General features: G+C 72.7%; 18 protein-coding genes, 1 tRNA gene and 1 pseudogene. 17 read left to right on the forward strand and 3 right to left on the reverse strand.

From position 1 onward, the window contains the following. Positions 1–137 precede the first annotated feature (137 nt). From ACSYGO_RS38095 to ACSYGO_RS38160, 14 genes and pseudogenes are all read left to right on the forward strand, one after another. The gene (locus ACSYGO_RS38095) at positions 138–1,355 is read left to right on the forward strand and encodes an MBL fold metallo-hydrolase (RefSeq protein ID WP_426676853.1); all 1,218 of its coding nucleotides are present in this window, start codon (positions 138–140) and stop codon (positions 1,353–1,355) included. Between the two features lie 343 nt (positions 1,356–1,698). Beyond that, positions 1,699–3,474: pseudogene (locus ACSYGO_RS38100) on the forward strand (sensor histidine kinase); the annotation flags it as partial. Between the two features lie 1,010 nt (positions 3,475–4,484). Beyond that, positions 4,485–4,919: a roadblock/LC7 domain-containing protein gene (locus ACSYGO_RS38105; protein ID WP_095937899.1), complete on the forward strand. Its 435-nt coding sequence runs from the start codon at positions 4,485–4,487 to the stop codon at positions 4,917–4,919. A gap of 2 nt (positions 4,920–4,921) precedes the next feature. After that, positions 4,922–5,293 (forward strand): DUF742 domain-containing protein, encoded by a 372-nt coding sequence (locus ACSYGO_RS38110; RefSeq protein WP_028798869.1) that lies wholly within the window; start codon positions 4,922–4,924, stop codon positions 5,291–5,293. Further along, complete coding sequence (locus ACSYGO_RS38115) at positions 5,271–5,870, forward strand: GTP-binding protein (protein ID WP_095937900.1); 600 nt, start codon at positions 5,271–5,273, stop codon at positions 5,868–5,870. The genes ACSYGO_RS38110 and ACSYGO_RS38115 overlap by 23 nt, the downstream gene beginning before the upstream one ends. 60 nt (positions 5,871–5,930) lie before the next feature. Next, on the forward strand, positions 5,931–6,566 hold the full coding sequence (locus ACSYGO_RS38120) for a GAF domain-containing protein (RefSeq protein WP_426676852.1): 636 nt from the start codon (positions 5,931–5,933) through the stop codon (positions 6,564–6,566). A 203-nt stretch (positions 6,567–6,769) separates the two neighbouring features. Further along, on the forward strand, positions 6,770–7,963 hold the full coding sequence (locus ACSYGO_RS38125; RefSeq protein WP_460389455.1) for a Gfo/Idh/MocA family protein: 1,194 nt from the start codon (positions 6,770–6,772) through the stop codon (positions 7,961–7,963). Positions 7,964–8,109: 146 nt separating this feature from the next. Continuing rightward, on the forward strand, positions 8,110–9,138 hold the full coding sequence (gene tdh, locus ACSYGO_RS38130) for an L-threonine 3-dehydrogenase (RefSeq protein ID WP_432175104.1): 1,029 nt from the start codon (positions 8,110–8,112) through the stop codon (positions 9,136–9,138). A gap of 160 nt (positions 9,139–9,298) precedes the next feature. Beyond that, the gene (locus ACSYGO_RS38135; RefSeq protein WP_426676849.1) at positions 9,299–10,492 is read left to right on the forward strand and encodes a glycine C-acetyltransferase; all 1,194 of its coding nucleotides are present in this window, start codon (positions 9,299–9,301) and stop codon (positions 10,490–10,492) included. Positions 10,493–10,523: 31 nt separating this feature from the next. Next, entirely contained in the window at positions 10,524–11,429 is a 906-nt protein-coding gene (locus ACSYGO_RS38140) for a LysR family transcriptional regulator (protein ID WP_095937905.1), read from the forward strand. A 61-nt stretch (positions 11,430–11,490) separates the two neighbouring features. Beyond that, positions 11,491–12,051 carry a helix-turn-helix domain-containing protein gene (locus tag ACSYGO_RS38145; protein ID WP_432175103.1) on the forward strand — a complete coding sequence of 187 codons (561 nt, stop codon included), beginning with the start codon at positions 11,491–11,493 and terminating at the stop codon, positions 12,049–12,051. Next, on the forward strand, positions 12,048–12,608 hold the full coding sequence (locus tag ACSYGO_RS38150) for a GNAT family N-acetyltransferase (protein ID WP_426676848.1): 561 nt from the start codon (positions 12,048–12,050) through the stop codon (positions 12,606–12,608). Before ACSYGO_RS38145 ends, ACSYGO_RS38150 begins: the two co-directional genes overlap by 4 nt. A gap of 30 nt (positions 12,609–12,638) precedes the next feature. Next, positions 12,639–12,998 (forward strand): MmcQ/YjbR family DNA-binding protein, encoded by a 360-nt coding sequence (locus ACSYGO_RS38155; RefSeq protein ID WP_460389456.1) that lies wholly within the window; start codon positions 12,639–12,641, stop codon positions 12,996–12,998. A 120-nt stretch (positions 12,999–13,118) separates the two neighbouring features. Next, on the forward strand, positions 13,119–14,531 hold the full coding sequence (locus ACSYGO_RS38160; protein WP_460389457.1) for an MFS transporter: 1,413 nt from the start codon (positions 13,119–13,121) through the stop codon (positions 14,529–14,531). Between the two features lie 56 nt (positions 14,532–14,587). Here ACSYGO_RS38160 and ACSYGO_RS38165 read toward each other — a convergent pair whose 3' ends face one another. Both ACSYGO_RS38165 and ACSYGO_RS38170 read right to left on the reverse strand, forming a co-directional pair. Then, complete coding sequence (locus tag ACSYGO_RS38165; RefSeq protein WP_432175100.1) at positions 14,588–15,499, reverse strand: transketolase family protein; 912 nt, start codon at positions 15,497–15,499, stop codon at positions 14,588–14,590. A gap of 23 nt (positions 15,500–15,522) precedes the next feature. Beyond that, positions 15,523–16,224 carry a transketolase gene (locus ACSYGO_RS38170; protein WP_460389458.1) on the reverse strand — a complete coding sequence of 234 codons (702 nt, stop codon included), beginning with the start codon at positions 16,222–16,224 and terminating at the stop codon, positions 15,523–15,525. A gap of 151 nt (positions 16,225–16,375) precedes the next feature. Between ACSYGO_RS38170 and ACSYGO_RS38175 the strand changes: the two genes are divergently transcribed. After that, positions 16,376–16,449 (forward strand) — tRNA-Pro (locus ACSYGO_RS38175). A 190-nt stretch (positions 16,450–16,639) separates the two neighbouring features. On the opposite strand, the gene ACSYGO_RS38180 is transcribed toward ACSYGO_RS38175, so the two are convergent. Next, positions 16,640–17,188 carry a YceI family protein gene (locus ACSYGO_RS38180; RefSeq protein WP_435227222.1) on the reverse strand — a complete coding sequence of 183 codons (549 nt, stop codon included), beginning with the start codon at positions 17,186–17,188 and terminating at the stop codon, positions 16,640–16,642. Here ACSYGO_RS38180 and ACSYGO_RS38185 point away from each other — a divergent pair. Together ACSYGO_RS38185 and ACSYGO_RS38190 are read left to right on the forward strand one after the other, a co-directional pair. Next, positions 17,178–17,357 (forward strand): hypothetical protein, encoded by a 180-nt coding sequence (locus ACSYGO_RS38185; protein WP_460389459.1) that lies wholly within the window; start codon positions 17,178–17,180, stop codon positions 17,355–17,357. The two genes, ACSYGO_RS38180 and ACSYGO_RS38185, sit on opposite strands and share 11 nt — an antisense overlap. Positions 17,358–17,437: 80 nt before the next feature. Beyond that, complete coding sequence (locus ACSYGO_RS38190; RefSeq protein WP_460389460.1) at positions 17,438–17,968, forward strand: MarR family winged helix-turn-helix transcriptional regulator; 531 nt, start codon at positions 17,438–17,440, stop codon at positions 17,966–17,968. Positions 17,969–18,427 lie beyond the last annotated feature (459 nt).

Below are 18,427 nucleotides of genomic sequence, written 5' to 3' on the forward strand. Positions count from 1 at the left end.
GGAAGAAGTGCGTGCGCGGTGGGGTTGAGGGATGCAGAACGAGGCCGGCGGACATCGCGCCGTGACAGGGGCGACCCGGCGCTGTCAGAGGCGACGACCATAATGAAAAGCCTGACCGACTCCATCTGGAGGTATCCGTGACCGGTTTCCGTACGTTGAGCTCCGGGCTCCGCACCTTGCGGCCCGCCGCCTTCGGCGCGGATCCGGGTGGTGAGCGCCTGGAGCGCATCCGCCGGTCCCCGAACTTCGCGGACGGTGTCTTCCAGAATCCGGAGCGTGCCCGGACCCGCCCCGACGGCTCGATGCTGGAGTTCGCGAAGGTCTACTTCCGCTCGGAGGAGCGTGTCCACCGCACCCCGACCGGGACGGTGCCGGTGCACGCGACGACGCTCGCCGACCTCACGCGACCCGCGCCGAGCGGGCTGCGGCTCACCTGGATGGGGCATTCCAGCGTGCTCGCCGAGATCGACGGGCACCGCGTGCTCTTCGACCCCGTCTGGGGCGAGCGCTGCTCCCCCTTCGCCTTCGCCGGCCCCAAGCGGCTGCACCCCGTGCCGCTGCCGCTGGCCGCGCTCGGCCCGGTCGACGTGGTCGTCATCTCCCACGACCATTACGACCACCTCGATCTGCCCACGATCAAGGCCCTGGCCGGCACGGACACCCTGTTCGCGGTGCCGCTCGGCGTCGGAGCGCATCTCGAACACTGGGGGGTGTCGCCCGACCGGCTGCGCGAGCTGGACTGGCAGGAGTCGACGAAGGTCGGCGGCATCACCCTGACCGCCACTCCGGCGCGCCACTTCTGCGGGCGTGGCCTGCGCAACACGCAGCACACCCTGTGGGCCTCCTGGGTCGTCGAGGGCGACGCGCACCGGATCTACCACAGCGGCGACACGGGGTACTTCGACGGCTTCAAGGACATCGGCGCCGAGCACGGCCCGTTCGACGCCACCATGATCCAGATCGGCGCGTACAGCGAGTTCTGGCCCGACATCCACATGACGCCCGAGGAGGGCATGCGGGCCCACCTGGATCTCCAGGGCGGGCAGCCCACCGGCGTGATGCTGCCGATCCACTGGGCTACGTTCAACCTGGCGCCGCACCCGTGGGCGGAGCCCGGTGAGGGGACGATCGCCGCCGCGCGCGCGATGGGCGCGCGCGCCGCGCTGCCCCGCCCCGGCGAGCCCTTCGAGCCGACGGCCGAGACGGTTCCGGCCGAGCCCTGGTGGCGGGGCGTGGCCGCCGCGCCGGCCGGTGGCTGGCCCGCGGTCGGAGCCGAGCGCGCCGATACGCCGGGTGACGTCGCCGAGGGTGCGGCGGAGGGCAGCGGAGAGCCGGAGACGGTGCCCGCGGGCTGACATTCGTATCGACGGCGAGGGCCGGGGAGCGCACCGCTCCCCGGCCCTCGCCGTTTGTTTGCGACCGCTTCTGACCAGGTCCGATCGAATCGAGGCGCCAGGGGAACGCGTGTCCGAGAGGGTTATCGGTCGGTCGTGCGACGCCTCATACCAGAGCGGGACCTCGGCCGGGGGACTTTGTCAACTGCCCACCGCACATGATGGCTTGGCGACTACTGTCAGTTGCCGTCGGGCGACGCGGGGCCGATTTTTTCGGCTCTCCCGACCGACACCGCGATGGCCCATGCCCGAGTCGCGGACCCGCGGGAGCCCCATGCCCCGACGTACCAGTACGAGGACGCCGATGTCTCACCTACGCGCACCGGCCGCACGCGCAGACCGTCGTGAGGGCGGCGGGCGGCACGGACGGCCGGTCGCCCACACCGCTCCCTCGCAGCCCGAGACGCATCTGCGGCCCCAGCTGATGCGCCTCGCGGTGCTGCCGCCGACCGCCGTGGCCCTCAGCGCGTGCGCGGCCGTCCTGTTCATCGTGCGCTCCACCGGAACCCGGCCCGGCCTCGTCCTGTGGGCCGTCCTCGCGGGAGCCGGCGGCGTCGCCCTGGCCGGAATCCTGATCGCCGCCGTGGCCGCCGGCCGCGCCGCCAGGTCCGTACGGGACCGCGTCGGCGCACTGCGGCGCAGCAGCGCCCGCACCGAGAACGAACTGCGCGCCCTCGTCGAAGGACTGCGCCGTGGCGAGAGCCCGCCCGCGCGCAAGCCGCGCCGCCAACCCCCCGCGCACGCCGACGACTTCGAACTGCTCGCCGCCGACCTCTCCCGCGCCCACGACGGTGCCGTCGCCGCCGTCGTGCAGGCAGCCCAGCTCTCCAGCCGGACGGGCAGCGAACAGAAGGTCGAGGTCTTCGTCAACCTGGCCCGGCGCCTCCAGTCGCTCGTGCACCGGGAGATCTCGATCCTCGACGAGCTGGAGAACGAGATCGAGGACCCTGACCTGCTCAAAGGCCTCTTCCATGTCGACCACCTGGCCACCCGCATCCGCCGCCACGCCGAGAACCTGGCGGTGCTGGGCGGCGCCGTCTCACGCCGCCAGTGGAGCAACCCGGTCTCCATGACCGAGGTGCTGCGGTCCGCGATCGCCGAGGTCGAGCAGTACTCCCGGGTGAAACTGGTGCCCCCGATCGACGGCACCCTGCGCGGGCACGCGGTCGCCGACGTCATCCATCTGCTGGCCGAACTCGTCGAGAACGCCACGGTGTTCTCGGCACCGCACACCCAAGTGCTGCTGCGCGCCGACCTCGTCACCTCCGGCCTCGCCGTCGAGGTCGAGGACCGCGGCCTCGGCATGCCCGTGGACGAGCAGAACAAGATGAACGCGCTCCTCACCGACCCCGACCAGGTCAACGTCGCCAGCCTGCTCCAGGACGGCCGGATCGGCCTGTACGTCGTCTCCCAACTGGCCCGGCGGCACGGCATCCACGTCCGCCTCCAGAGCAACATCTACGGCGGCGTCCAGGCCGTGCTCGTCGTCCCGCAGGAACTGCTCGGCAGCCCTCCGGGCGAGCCCGGAGCGCTGCCGCAGGGGCGGCCCGACGCGACGGGAAGGGGACCTCGTCCCGCGCCGGTGGACCCGAATCCGCGTCCCGCGCCGACGGACCCGAATCCGCGTCCCGCGCCGGCGGGTCCGGCCGCGCGGCCCGTGCCCGCATCCGCGGGTGCCCGGGTGGTGGCGCCCGTGCCCCGGCAGGCACAGCGGGAGCAGGCGCCCCGGCGCGTCCCGCAGGCCCGGCCCGGCGATGCTCCCGCACCGCTCCCCGTACGTGGGACCCGGGCGGCGCGGTCCAATCCGGCGGACGCCGTGCCCGGCATCCGGCCGGAGGACCGGCACACCGTCGCGGAGAACGTGACCGCGCCGCCCACGCCACGCGTCGGGACCGTGCGCGGCACCATGGGAAAGCCCCAACTGCCCAGGCGGCGGGCCCAGGAGCACATCGCGCCCCAGCTGCGTGACGGGCCGGCCCCGCGCCAGGACCCCGAGTTCGTCGCCGGCCACGACCCGGGGCTGATGGCCGCCTTCCAGCGGGGCATCGGGCTCGCGGAGGCCGCGCACGCCGAGGCGGCACGCGGGCAGGAACCGCCCGCGGACCGGCCGCACCTGGACCTGGTCCCCACGGACCTGCCGACGCCGCGGGCAGCGGGCACCGCGGATCCCGTGAACGGCGGCGACCACGACGCAAGCCTCGGAGGCACGGGTCTGGGCAGCGAGGGTCCAGGGAGCGGCGGCTCCCCTTACGCGGGTCTCGACAGCCAGGGTCCCGGGAACGGTGGCTCCCCTTACGCGGGTCTCGGCAGCGCGGGTCCCGGCCACGCGGACCCCGGCAGCGCGGACGCCCACCACACGGGCCTCGGCAGTGTGGGCCCCGGGAGCGACGGCGAGCACCTCGCGGGCCTTGCCGGCGTGGGTCCCGGGAGCGACGGCGAGCACCTCGCGGGCCTTGCCGGCGTGGGCCCCGGGAACGGCGGTGACCACCTCGCGGGCCTCGCCGGTGTGGGTCCCGGGAGCGACGGCGAGCACCTCGCGGGGCTCGGGAACGCGGGCGCGGGCCTCGCGCACGTCGGGAACGTGGGCCGCTGGGTCCGGGACGCCGGTCCCGCGGATCTCGAGAGCACCCCTGCCGGCCACCCGCACCTGGGGGACACGGGCGCCGGCCCGACGGACCTCCGGAACACGGGCGCGGGCCACGCAGGGCTCGGGAGCATCGGCCCCGGCCACCCGCACCACGGAAACGCGGACACCGGTCATGCGGAGTCCGCGCGCACCGGCCATGGGGAGTCCGCGCGCACCGGCCATGCGGAGTCCGCGAGCACCCGCAGCGGATTCGCGGACGAACCGGCCACGGCACACATGGCCGAAGCGCCCACGACGCACGGTCTGGCACCGCACGGGACACGACACACGACGTACGCGCCGGCACCGCACGAGACACAGGGGACACGGCACACCCCGCCCACGCCCGGACACGACCTCGCTCCGCGGCACGACGGGAGCGCTCCGGCCGGATGACCAGCCCCCTCACCACCCCCACCTCCTGCGCTCCCGCAGGCCTTCGTACCCCAAGGAGTCGATCCACCATGGCGAGCGATGCGCCGACCGGCCTCGTGTCCGACCTCGACTGGCTGATGAGCGGACTCGTACAGCGCGTGCCCCACACCACGAGCGCCGTACTGCTGTCCTGCGACGGCCTCGTGAAGTCGGTCCACGGTCTCGACCCGGACAGCGCCGACCACATGGCGGCGCTCGCCTCCGGCCTCTACTCCCTCGGCCGCAGCGCCGGCGTCCGCTTCGGGGACGGCGGCGACGTACGACAGGTCGTCGTCGAACTCGACTCGACCCTGCTGTTCGTCTCCACCGCGGGCTCCGGCACCTGTCTCGCCGTGCTCGCCGGACGCGAGGCCGACGCGGCGGTGCTCGGTTACGAGATGGCCATGCTGGTCAAGAGCGTCCGTCCCTACCTGATGACCGCGCCCCGGCAGCACTCCGTCGAACCGCCGGCGATGAGGCCTTGAGCGTGGCCGCGGCCGGGGACGGGCCTTGGCTCGACGACGCGGCCGGACGCCTGGTGCGTCCCTACACGGTCAGCAACGGCCGGACCCGGCCGACGACCGCGCTCGATCTCCTGTCCCAGGTGATGGCCACCGGGGCGACCCCCCTCGGCTACCTCGGCCCCGAGCACACCCAGGCACTGGAACGGTGCCGGGCACCCGTCTCGGTCGCGGAGATCGCCGCCCACCTGCGGCTTCCGGCAGTGGTCACCAAGGTGCTGCTGTCCGACCTCGTCGACTGCGGGGCGCTCACCACGAAGCCCCCGGAGTTCCACCACAACCCCACTGACCGGTCTCTTCTGGAGGCAGTGCTCGATGGACTACGACGACAGCTCTGACCCGTTCCCCACCGCGCTGAAGATCCTGGTGGCGGGAGGGTTCGGGGTCGGCAAGACGACCTTCGTCGGAGCGGTGAGCGAGATCGCACCGCTCAGCACGGAGGAGCTGCTCACCACGGTCAGTGCCGCGACCGACAATCTCGACGGCATCGAGAACAAGGTCGAGACGACCGTCGCGATGGACTTCGGGCGCATCTCTCTCGACCCGGAACACACGCTCTACCTGTTCGGCACCCCCGGGCAGGAGCGGTTCTGGTTCATGTGGGACGAGCTCTCCGAAGGCGCGCTCGGCGCGGTGATCCTGGCCGACACGCGCCGTCTGGAGGATTCCTTCGCGGCCGTCGACTTCTTCGAGCAGCGCGGTCTCGGATTCATCGTCGCGGTCAACGAGTTCGACGGTTCCTACCGCTACGACCCCGAGGAGGTGCGCGCGGCCATCGACCTCGACCCCGAGATCCCCGTGGTGCGCTGCGACGCCCGGATCTCCAGTTCGGGCGTGCAGACCCTGCTCACCCTGGTCCGGCACCTGCTCGCCCACGCCCCCTCCCACGCCCCGAGCCACGGGGCCCACACATGACGCACCCGCCACGTCACGGAGCCCACGCATGACGCCATTCCCGAGCCACGGAGCACGCAGATGAGCTACGACCCGCCGCGTCCGGCCGGTCGTCTGCTGCTGACGCCGGAGGACAAGGACGCGCCGGCCCGGGTGCGGCGGCTGCGTCTGCTGGGGCTGGGCACGTACGCGGAACCTGCCTTCGACGCCTTCGCCGACCGCCTCGCGGACGTCGCCGCGGTGCCGTACGCCATGGTCAACTTCATCGACGAACAACGGCAGTTCTTCGCCGGCCTGCACACCCCGGACGGCAATGTGACCGGCGTCGCGCCGACCGTGCCGGACACCGGGGACGGCGTCGCGACGACCACGGGCGCGACGGCCGCCGCCGAGCCCGGCACGGACCCCGCCGCCGGACGCTACCGGAGCCGCGACTTCGGCTACTGCCCCCACGTGGTGGTCCGCCGCAAGGCGCTCGTCCTGGAGGACGTCTGCGACTACCCGCGGTTCGCCGGCAACGCGGTCGTCGACGAGATCGGCGTCCGCTCCTACCTCGGAGCCCCGCTCATCGACCGCACCGGCATCGCCCTCGGCACGATCTGCGCCGTCGACGTCGAGCCGCGCCCATGGGGGAAGGCGGGCCTGGAGACCATCAAGGCGATGGCCGCGGAACTCGTCGAGCAGATCGGACGACGGGAGGACGGGCGGTCCCTGTGAGGGTGCTCCGGCGTCGCGGCCCGGAGCCGGTCGGGGACACGGCCCACGAAGGACGCGGGTGAGGCGCGGCCCGGCAGCGGTCGAATCCCGGCGCTCCGCGGCCCACAGCGGTCGAATCCCGGCGCCCCGCGGGAGGTTGAGCGTGCCCTCGCCGAGGAACGCTTGCGCCCGGACCTCCTCGACACCGCACGGAAAGGCACACCATGACCGATCTGCGTCTCGGTGCCCTCGGCTTCGGACTGCGCGGCTCCCTCGCACGCCTCGCCCACCGCCCCGGCCGGGGCTCGCGCGTGACCGTCGTCGCCGAGCACGATCCGGCACAGCGGGACCGCGCCGCCGACCACATTCCCGGCGTCCGTACCGTCGACGACCACCACAAGGTCGTCGAGGACCCCGACGTCGACGCCGTGCTCGTCCTCACCCCGGACCACACGCACGCCGACATCGCCTGCCGGGCGCTGCGCGCCGGAAAGCCCGTCCTCGTCGAGAAGCCGCTGGACATCACGATCGAGCGCTGCGACCTGATCCTGCGTACCGCCTTCGAGACGGGCACCCGCCTGTACGTCGGTCACAACATGCGCCACATGCCGGTGATCCGTCTCATGCGCGACATCATCGAGCGCGGCGAGATCGGCACGGTCAAGACCGTGTGGGTGCGCCACTTCGTCGGCTACGGCGGGGACTGGTACTTCAAGGACTGGCATGCCGAACGGCGGTGCACCACCGGCCTGTTGCTGCAGAAGGGCGCCCACGACATCGACGTGCTGCACTGGCTGGCCGACGGTTTCACCGAACGGGTGCAGGCGCTCGGCGACCTCATGGTGTACGGGGACAACCCGCACCGCCGGGCCCCTGGGGAACCCAAGACCGACGACTGGTACACGAAGGACGGCCACTGGCCCGCGCACACCCAGCGCTCCCTGAACCCGGTCATCGACGTCGAGGACGTGTCGCTGGTCAACATGCGCCTCGACAACGGAGTGCTGGCGGCCTACCAGCAGTGCCACTTCACCCCCGACTACTGGCGCAACTACACCGTCATCGGCGACGCCGGGCGTCTGGAGAACTTCGGGGACGGCCCCGGCGCCGTGGTGAAGGTCTGGAACAGCATGCGCTCCGGTCAGCGGGACCGGGCCGACGCCGAGTACCCCGTCCCCGCGGTGGACGAGGACGCCGAGCACGGTGGCGCGGACCCCCTGCTGATCGACGAGTTCCTGCGGTTCGTCCGCGACGGAGGGCGTACCGACACCTCCCCGGTCGCCGCGCGTATGGCGGTGGCGGCGGGATTCCGTGCCACGCAGTCGCTGCGGGACGGCGGCACCCCGCTCGACGTGCCCTCGCTCGACCCGGAACTGGTCGCCTACTTCGAGCGGGGGCAGGTCCGCGAGGAGGCGTGAAGGAAAGCTGGGGCCGCGCTTAAGAAAACCTCGATGGACCGCGAGCACCTGCGTACGGCAGATTTCTCGGGGAATTCACCCCTCTCCCCGGACCGGGCTCCTTCGGCGTGCCCTGACCCGGGAACCTCACCCACAGGAGCCGTCGCGTGAAGGCGCTGGTCAAGGAGAAGGCGGAGCCCGGACTCTGGCTCACGGACGTTCCGGAGCCGCAGGCCGGCCCCGGCGACGTACTGATCAAGGTCCTCAGGACCGGTATCTGCGGCACCGACCTGCATATCCGCAACTGGGACGGCTGGGCGCAGCAGGCCATCAGCACGCCCCTGGTGCTCGGCCACGAGTTCGTCGGCGAGGTCGTCGAGACCGGCCGTGACGTCGCCGACATCAAGGCCGGCGACCGGGTCAGCGGCGAGGGCCACCTGGTCTGCGGGAAGTGCCGCAACTGTCTGGCCGGACGCCGTCACCTCTGCCGGGCCACGGTAGGCCTCGGCGTCGGCCGCGACGGAGCGTTCGCCGAGTACGTCGTCCTGCCCGCGTCCAACGTCTGGGTGCACCGCGTCCCCGTCGACCTCGACGTCGCCGCGATCTTCGACCCCTTCGGCAACGCCGTGCACACGGCGCTGTCCTTCCCGCTGGTCGGCGAGGACGTCCTGATCACCGGCGCGGGCCCGATCGGACTGATGGCCGCCGCCGTGGCCCGTCACGCGGGAGCCCGCAACGTCGTGATCACCGACGTCAGCCAGGAGCGCCTGGAACTCGCCCGCAAGATCGGCGTGAGCCTGGCCCTCGACGTCTCGGAGGCGACGATCGGCGACGGCCAGCGCGAGCTCGGTCTGCGCGAGGGCTTCGACATCGGCCTGGAGATGTCCGGCCGCCCCGAGGCGATGCGCGACATGATCGCCAACATGACGCACGGCGGCCGGATCGCCATGCTCGGGCTGCCGTCCCAGGAGTTCCCGGTCGACTGGTCCCGGATCGTCACCTCCATGATCACGATCAAGGGCATCTACGGCCGCGAGATGTTCGAGACCTGGTACGCCATGTCGGTCCTTCTCGAAGGCGGACTCGACCTCGCCCCCGTGATCACCGGCCGCTACGACTTCCGCGACTACGAGGCGGCCTTCGCCGACGCGGCGAGCGGCCGCGGCGGCAAGGTCATCCTCGACTGGACTGCCTGATCTCCGGATCGGTCCGCCTCCGGGGCGCACGCGCCTGTGCCGAGAGCCCGACCGTGCCCAGCCCTCCGGGCCGCCGCACGCTCGCCCTCTCGACACAGGCGCGCCCCTTCGGCCCACTCGCCCCCCGCACCAGCGCCCCCTGCATTTGATGGAGCCCCCTATGTTCGACTCCGTACGCGACGATCTCCGCGCCACCCTCGACGAGATCCGCGCCGCGGGCCTGCACAAGCCCGAGCGGGTCATCGGCAGCCCGCAGTCCGCGACGGTGAATGTCACCGCCGGCGGCCGCCCCGGCGAGGTCCTCAACTTCTGCGCCAACAACTACCTCGGCCTCGCCGACCACCCCGACGTCGTCGCGGCCGCCCACGAGGCGCTCGACCGCTGGGGCTACGGCATGGCCTCCGTGCGGTTCATCTGCGGCACCCAGGAGGTGCACAAGGAGCTGGAGGCGCGGCTGTCCGCGTTCCTCGGCCAGGAGGACACGATCCTCTACTCCTCCTGCTTCGACGCCAACGGCGGCGTCTTCGAGACCCTGCTCGGCGCCGAGGACGCGGTCATCTCCGACGCCCTCAACCACGCCTCGATCATCGACGGCATCCGGCTGTCCAAGGCGCGCCGCCTCCGGTACGCGAACCGTGACATGGCCGACCTGGAGGCCCAGCTCAAGGCGGCCTCGGACGCCCGTCGCCGGCTGATCGTCACCGACGGCGTCTTCTCGATGGACGGCTATGTCGCGCCGCTGCAGGAGATCTGCGACCTCGCCGACCGCTACGACGCCATGGTCATGGTCGACGACTCGCACGCCGTCGGCTTCGTCGGCCCCGGCGGGCGCGGCACGCCCGAGCTGCACGGCGTCATGGACCGCGTCGACATCATCACGGGCACCCTCGGCAAGGCGCTCGGCGGCGCCTCCGGCGGCTACGTGGCGGCCCGCGCCGAGATCGTCGCGCTGCTGCGCCAGCGTTCGCGCCCGTACCTCTTCTCGAACACGCTCGCCCCGGTGATCGCGGCGGCCTCGCTGAAGGTGCTCGACCTGCTGGAGTCGGCCGACGACCTGCGGATCAGGCTCGCCGAGAACACCGCGCTGTTCCGTTCCCGGATGACCGAGGAGGGTTTCGACATCCTTCCCGGCGACCACGCGATCGCCCCTGTCATGATCGGGGACGCGGCCGTCGCCGGACGCATGGCGGAGCTCCTGCTGGAGCGGGGTGTCTACGTGATCGGCTTCTCGTACCCGGTCGTTCCGCAGGGCCAGGCCCGTATCCGGGTGCAGCTGTCGGCCGCGCACTCGACCGAGGACGTGAACCGCGCGGTGGACGCCTTCGTGGCGGCCCGCGCGGAACTCGACGGCTGAGGAACCCCAGCGACCTGAGAGAATCGGTCGCATGATCGAAGCGCGGCGGCTCCACATCCTCCGTGCGGTGGCCGACCACCGCACGGTCACGGCGGCTGCCGCCGCGCTCTACCTCACGCCCTCGGCGGTCTCCCAGCAGCTGACCGCCCTGGAGCAGGAGACGGGCCATCGCCTCGTCGAGCGCGGCGCGAAGGGCGTGAGACTGACGCCCGCCGGTGAGATCCTGCTCGGCCACACCAATGCGGTGCTGGCCCAACTGGAGCGTGCGGAGGCCGAGTTGGCCGCGTACGGCGCGGGTTCGGCGGGCACGGTGACCATCGCGTCGTTCGCGACCGGCATAGGTCTGGTGGTCGCGCCCGCACTGGCGCGCCTGTCCGGCACGGCCCCCGGGATCCACGTCCGGGTGCAGGACGCCGAGGGCGACGCCAGTCTGCCGATGGTGCTCGACCGGCAGATCGACATCGCCGTCGCCGTCGAGTACCGGGGCGCCCCCGACGCCGACGACCCCCGCCTGACCCACGTCCCGCTCTACGCGGAGCCCTTCGACGCGGTCGTGCCGGTCGCCCACCGCTTCGCGGACGCCGACGAGGTGCCGCTCGCCGAGCTGGCCAAGGACCCGTGGATCGGCCCCTATCCGGGCAACCCCTGTCATGACGTGGTCGTCCTGGCCTGCGAGAACGCCGGCTTCCAGCCCCGTCTCGAACACTCCTCCGACGACTTCCGTGCCGTTGTCGCGCTCGCCTCGGCCGACGCTGGTGTCGCACTCGTGCCCCGCTCGGCGCTGCGCGGCATGGACCTCACGGGCGTGGTCGTACGCCCCGTCGACGGCGTCGCGCCCACCCGCCGTGTCTTCGCCGCCGTACGCCGCGGGGCGGAGGGACATCCGCTGATCCGGCCGGTCCTGGACGCGCTCACCGAGGCCGCGACCGCGGATTGAGCAAGCCGCCGTCCCGGATGTGGGATAGCATCCCGAATGAGGGACACGCGAGGGAGGCGTCATGGGCGACGAGGTCGATGTCCGGCTCGGTGCCCGGCTGGCCGAGCTGAGGGCCGAGCGCGGCTGGTCCCTGGGCGAGCTGGCGGAGCGCAGCGGAGTGAGCCGGTCCACCCTGTCCCGCACCGAGCGCGCCGAGATCAGCCCCACCGCGTCGCAGCTCAACCGCCTGTGCGCGGTCTACGGACGCACCATGTCGCAGCTGCTCAGCGAGATCGAGCCGGAACCCGCCCTGCTGGTCCGGGCGGCCGACCAGGCGATCTGGGAGGACACGTCCTCGGGCTTCGTACGACGCTCGGTGTCGCCGCCGCACGCCGGGCTGCGCGGCGAACTCGTCGAGGGACGGCTCGCGGCGGGCGCGGCCGTCGACTACGACCGGCCCCCCGTACCCGGCCTGGAACAGCACATCTGGGTCCTCGACGGAACCCTGGAGGTGACCGCTCAGGACGTCGTGCAGCGGCTCGGCGCCGGGGACTGCCTCCGGCTGCGGGTGTGGGGGCCGACACGCTTTCGCTGTCCCGGCCCCGAGGCCGTGCGATACGCCCTGGTGGTGGTGCTGCCATGACCGCCGTCGCCCGCCTGGACGCCTCCGAAGTCCTCGCCTGCGCGGGAGAGCTGGCCGAGCTCCTCACCGACGCCGTGCTCGGGGGAGCCTCCGTCGGCTTCCTCGCGCCGCTGGACCGGGCGGCAGCCGTCGCCTGGTGGGAGGAGCGCGCCGCCGCGGTGTCGGCGGGCCGGCTCGCCGTGTGGGTGGCCCGCGACGCGGACCGGCTGCTCGGCACGGTCGGGCTCGCCTTCCCGGACAAGCCCAACAGCCGCCACCGCGCCGAACTGGTGAAGCTGATGGTCCACCGCGACGGCCGGGGACAGGGCGTCGGGCGCACGCTCCTGACCACCGCCGAGGCCGCCGCCGTCCGTTCCGGGGTCACCCTGCTGCACCTGGACACGGAGACCGACAGCCCCGCCGAGTCCCTCTACCGCTCCGCCGGCTGGACCCGGATCGGCGCGATCCCCGACTACGCGGCGGCCCCGTCCGGAGAACTGCGCGCGACGACGATCTACTACAAGCAGGTGGGAGCGGTGGTGCCCGCATCGCCGCTTCGCCCTCGTAGCCAGGCGTGAATGTCAGTGCCTTTGGCTACGGTGCGTCCCATGCCGGAAGCCGAAGACGTACGCCGTGTCGCCCTCTCCCTGCCCGACACGACGGAGAAGATCGCGTGGAGCATGCCCACCTTCAGGGTCTCGGGCAAGATGTTCGCCACGCTCCCGGAGGACGAGACCTCCATCGCGGTGCGCTGCCCGAAGGAGGAGCGCGACGAACTCGTCCTGGCCGAGCCCGGCAAGTTCTGGATCGCCGACCACGAAGCGGGCTTCGCCTGGGTGCGGGTGCGCCTCGCCGCCCTGGAGGACGACGACGAACTGCGTGACATCCTCGCCGACTCCTGGCGCCAGGCGGCACCGCCCCGGCTGATCGACGCCTACCCGGAGCTGGGCCTCCCGTCCGCCGACTGAAACGGCTCCGGCGCCGTCCGTGCCCCGTGGCATGATCCGGAAGCGTGAGCCGGGCGCACGGCGCCCGGTTCCGCGGGGGACGGGTGGGGCATGGGCAGTCAGGGGAGGGGATCGAGCGGGATGGCCGGGACGTCATCGGGCGGGACACCACAGGGCGACGAGCCGGGCGGCGAACGACGGGACGAACCGTCGGACCGCGCGGGGAAGGAGCGTCCCGGAGAGCGGCGGCGTCGCGACATCGTTGCCGCCGGGGCGCCCTCGCCCGTCTGGTCGCGGGACTTCGCCCTCTTCTTCGTCGCACGTGCCCTCGCCCGGCTCGGCGACACCATGCTCCCGGTGGCGCTGGCCGCCGGACTGCTGCGGTACGGATACGGGGTCGGCGCGGTCGGCCTGGCCATGGCCGCGTCGGCGGCCTCGTTCGCGGGCCTGGTGATCTTCGGCGGGGTCATCGCCGACCGGTTCAGCACACGCAAGCTCATGATCGGCGCCGATCTGGTGCGGCTGGTCACCCAGTCCCTCGCCGCCGCGCTGTTCTTCGCCGGCCACGTGGTGCTCTGGCAGATCTGCGTGATCGGCGCGGTCAACGGCGTGGCCGGCGCGGTGTTCCAGCCCGGCGTCGCCAGTACGGTGCCGCGCCTCGCCACCGACGTCCAGGGGGCCAACGGCGCCATACGGATCGCCGAGTCCGCCGCCCAGCTCGCCGGCCCCGCGCTGGCGGGCCTGCTGGTCGCGTTCTCCTCCGCCGGCGGGGTCTTCGCCGCCCACGCGGCGACCTACGCGCTCAGCGCCCTGTGCCTGCTCCTGCTCCGGCTGCCCCCGGCCGCCCCCGGGAGCCGGTCCCACAGCGGCAGCTTCAGGGCCGATCTCGCCGAGGGCTGGCGGGAGTTCAGATCCCGCACCTGGCTCTGGGGCGTCATCGTCATCTGGTGCGTCTACATGATCTCCATCTGGGGGCCGACCGTCCCCCTGGTGGCCACCGAGGTGGTGCAGGAGCACGGCCCGCGCGCCTACGGCCTGGTCAACTCGGCCCTCGGAGCCGGCACCGTCATCGGCGGACTGATCGCGCTGCGGCTGCGCCCCCGCCGCATGCTGCGGGCCGGAGCCTTCGCCCTCTTCGCCTTCGCCTTCTTCCCGGCGACCGTCGGATGGGGACTCGGCGTGGCGGCCATGTCGGCCGGCGCGGTCGTGGCCGGCGCGGGCATGTCGCTGTGGGGCGTGATGTGGGCGACGAGCGTGCAGACACAGGTGGCACCCGACGTCCTCAACCGCATCCACGCGTACGACGTCGCGGGCTCCCTGGCCATGATGCCCGTCGGCCAGGCACTGGCCGGACCGGCCGCCGCGGCGCTCGGCGCCGACCACGTGCTGCTCATCGCCGGCGCCATGACCCTCGTCGTCTCGACCGCCCTGCTGGCGGTGCCCGCGATCCGCAACCTGGTCCGTGTCGACGGCCCCGCGCCGTTGCCCCGCCCGCCCGCCGCGACGGAACCCGTGTCCGCCGCGGCCGGGCGGGAGGACCGCCCGGCCGTGTGAACCCATCGGCGGGCGGCGCGCCGCTCACCCGTCGACCCGTGCCGCCGGGCGCTCGGTCATCCGTGGACCCGGGCTCCCAGGAAGGCGCCGATCCGCTCCCGCAGGGACGCCGGGTCCAGACCGTGCGCGGCGACATGCTCCTCGACCGTCCCGTACCGGCGCAGCTCGCGGCGGCCCACGCCGAGGCCCAGGACCCGGTGCGGCACGTCGGCGAGCGCGTCGGCCGCCTCCTTCGTGGACGTGCCCGCCAGATACGGCTCGACGAGGACCACATCGGTGCCCGCGGTCTCCGTGGCCCTGCGCAGCGCCGCCGCGTCGAAGGGCCGGACGGTGGTCGCGTACAACACGGTCACGTCGAGCCCCTCCGTGGCGGCCAGCGCGGCGTCGAGCATCGGACCGACCGCGACGACCACGCCCGCGTGCCCCTCGCGCACGGTGCCAAAGCGCGCTCCGTCGACGGGCAGCCCCTGCGCGTTCGACTGCACGGACAGGCGGACGTACACCTTGTCGTCCCCGGCCGCGACCGCGTGGCGCAACAGCGTCTCGGCCTCGTCGGGATGGCCCGGGACGTGCACCGTCCAGCCGTCCAGTGTGTCGAGAAGGGCCACGTCGCCGGGCGACATGTGGGTGAAGCCGCCGGCCGGCCAGTCGAAGGACGCGGCGGCACTGACGAGCACCGCGCCCGCGTCCTGGTGCCCGAGGTCCAGTTTGACCTGCTCGAAGGGCCGTTCCACGAGGAAGCTCGCGAAGGTGTGCAGCACGGGACGCAGCCCGGTCAGCGCGAGGCCCGCGCCCGTGCCGATCAGCAGTTGCTCGCGAATGCCCACGTTGACGACCCGGTCGGGATGCCTGCTCCGGGCCTCTGCGAAGCCGTCCTTGCCGATCTCGGCCAGGACGACCGCGACACGGGGGTCCTCGTCGAGCAGTCGCGAGACGACAGGGGCGAAACGGTCACGCATGGTGTCCATGGGATGTGTGTCCTTCCGTCGGCTCAGGCCGACTTCGGTTCGACCTGGGCGACGACCACGCGCGGACGTCCGGGATGGGGGGCCGTGAAGGCGGCGTACAGGGCTTCGTGGTCGCGGCCGTCCACCGTCGCGGCGGACCAGCCGGCCGCCTCGAACCGGGCCGCGATGCCGCCGGGGCGGGCGTGACTGGCGGACGAGTTGTCGACGACCACGGTGTGGAGCCGTTCCAGACCGGCCGGACCGGCGAAGGCGATCGCCTCGTGATTGCTCCCCTCGTCCAGTTCCGCGTCGCCGGTCAGCACCCATACGCGGGGCTCGAACAGTCCCTGCGCGCGCAGCCCGAGAGCCGTTCCGACGCCGATGGGCAGTCCGTGCCCGAGGGATCCGCTGCCGATCTCGGCGCCCGGTACGAGGACACGGTCGGGGTGGTGGCCCAGCGGCGACGCGTAGGAGCCGAATCCGGGCAGCCACGACTCGGGCACGAACCCCTTGGCCGCGAGCACGGCGTAGTACGCCATGGGTCCGTGTCCCTTGGAGAGCAGGAACCGGTCCCGTTCCGGATCGTCCACGCGGTCGGGCGCGACCCGCAGCACCCGGTCGTACAGCACCCACAGGGCGTCCATCGTCGACGTCGCCGCAGGTCCGTGCTTCTCGTCGCCGGTCATCAGCCCCATCAGACGGGGCAGGTCCGTGTACGCGTACCGCTGCGTCGCTGTGATCGTCATGCCGACGATCGTGCAACCTCAACCAAACTTCAGGTCAACCCGCACCCGTCCCGGGCGCGGACCCGCGTAAACGGGTGCGCGACCACAGGCACGAGTGCGGTATTGTTTCCGTGCACGTTCGGCCCGGGGAAACCCCAGGTCAGACGGGCACCGGGACGTGGCGCAGCTTGGTAGCGCACTTGACTGGGGGTCAAGGGGTCGCAGGTTCAAATCCTGTCGTCCCGACGGTGCGAAGGGTCTTCGCGGGCAAGAGCCCGCGGGGCCCTTTTTGCGTTTCCCCGCGACGGCGACGGCGACGGCGACGGCGACGGCGACGGCGACGTCCACGGTCACGAGTGACGGCGACGGGTGACGGTTGTGGGCGTGAGCCGGCCGGGGCCCCGGCCGAACTCGTGGCGCGGGCGGGCGCTTCCGGTCAGTCGGCGCGGCGCGTGAAGCGCGCGGCGATCGTGACGCGGGTCAGCGGCTTGAGCATGCCGGCCTGGTTCCAGGACATGCCGAAGTCTCCGCGGTCCACCGGGAGTTCCGCGGTGAGGGTGACCGCGTCGGCGGAGATCTCGGACGCCTTGGCGGTGAAGGACAGCGCGCGCGTCACGCCGAGCACGGTCAGGTCGCCGGTGACATGGACGGTCGCGTCGCCGGACGGCTTGACCTCCGTGGCGGTGAAGGCGAGCGAGGGGTGCTTCTCGACGTCGAAGAAGTCCACGGAGCGCAGGTGCTTGTCGCGCTTGGCGTTCCTGGTGTCCAGGGACGCGGCGCCGATGGTCACGCTGCCGTGCGCGCCGCCCCCGGCGACGACCTCGCCGTCGCCGCCGACCTCGGTGAACACCCCCTTGACGTTCAACAGGCCCCAGAACGTGCGGTGCTGGAAGCCGACGGTGGTGCCTGCCGGGTCGAGGGTCCAGTGACCCGCCGAGACGTCCGGGAGCGCGCCGGGCCGGGAGGAGGGGGTGGTGTGGGACATGGTCGTCCGTGCCTTTCGTGAGCGGTCCGGTGCCCTGGCGGCGCCGGAGCCGGTGGGGTGCGGGTGGGTCCGGGCCCGGGTGGCCGCGGTCGGGTCCGGTGCCGATCGGTTGAATGATGAATACATCGCCAGCTACTACATCGCCAGCTACTACTACGTCAGCTATTAGGTAGCTCGCGAGATAATAGATGGGCGGGGTATTCTCGGCAAGTGGGTCAGGACTCGGGATCGGAATACGGGAGCCAGCGCATGGGGGAGTCCCAGCAGCCAGTGGAGCGGGCCGGGTGTCCCGGCGCGGCGGACCAGTGTCCGAGCGCCGAGGAGACCGACCTGCTGCAGCGGTGGAACGGCCTGGCGACGGGGTTCCGTGAACTCACGGACGAACTGCTCGCCGAGGCCCAGCGCGAGGTGGGGCTGCCGCCCTCGTCCCTCGAAGTGCTCTGCTTCCTGGTCGCCTCGCCGGACCGGGCCGCTCCGATGCGGCTGCTGTCCCAGACGCTCGGCTTCTCCACCGCGGGGACGACCGGGGTGGTCGACCGGCTGGCCGACGCCGGTCTCGTCGAGCGCCGCCCGTCCCGTTCGGACCGCAGGGTGACGTATGCCGTGCTGACTCCGCTCGGCCGGGAGACGGCCACGACCGCGGCGAAGGTGTTCGCCGACGCGGTGCGCCGTCGTGTCGTGGAACCCCTGGGGGAGGAGGGCTTCGCCGCCTTCACCCGCGCCTTCGTCACGCTGGGCATCGTCGACGCGCCCTGCGAGGAGTCGACGGAGTCCTGCTGACGGCTGCGCCCGGGCCGCGGGTCACGGTGCGGGCAGGCGCCCTCCGGCGTGCCGGGGCCGGCCCCGAGTCGCGAAGTGCCCGCGCGGGTCAGGCTCGTACGCGGCGATTCGTACCGGCCCGGCGCGGGTGCCCGCCGGGAGGTCGCTCGCCCGGTACGGTCGCCTGTCGCCTGTCGCCTGTCGCCTGTCGCCTGTCGCCTGTCGCCTGCCGCGAGGTCGCTCACCCGGTGCGGCTGCTCACTGCCCTCCCTGCGACCGCTAACCCGGTGCGGCTGCTCACCGTCCTCCCCTCGACGGCTCACCCGGCGGCTTCTCGCCGCCTCCGCCCGTCGCGCGGTCGCCCGGCACCCGCCCGGCGCGCCCGGCCGCGTGGTCACCCTCCGCTCCCCGCCGCGCGTTCGTCAGCCGCCCGTCGGCGGGCGGCTGGCCGGACCGGTGCCGACGGCGGCGGCCGACCGG

It is taken from the genome of Streptomyces krungchingensis (assembly GCF_054729265.1).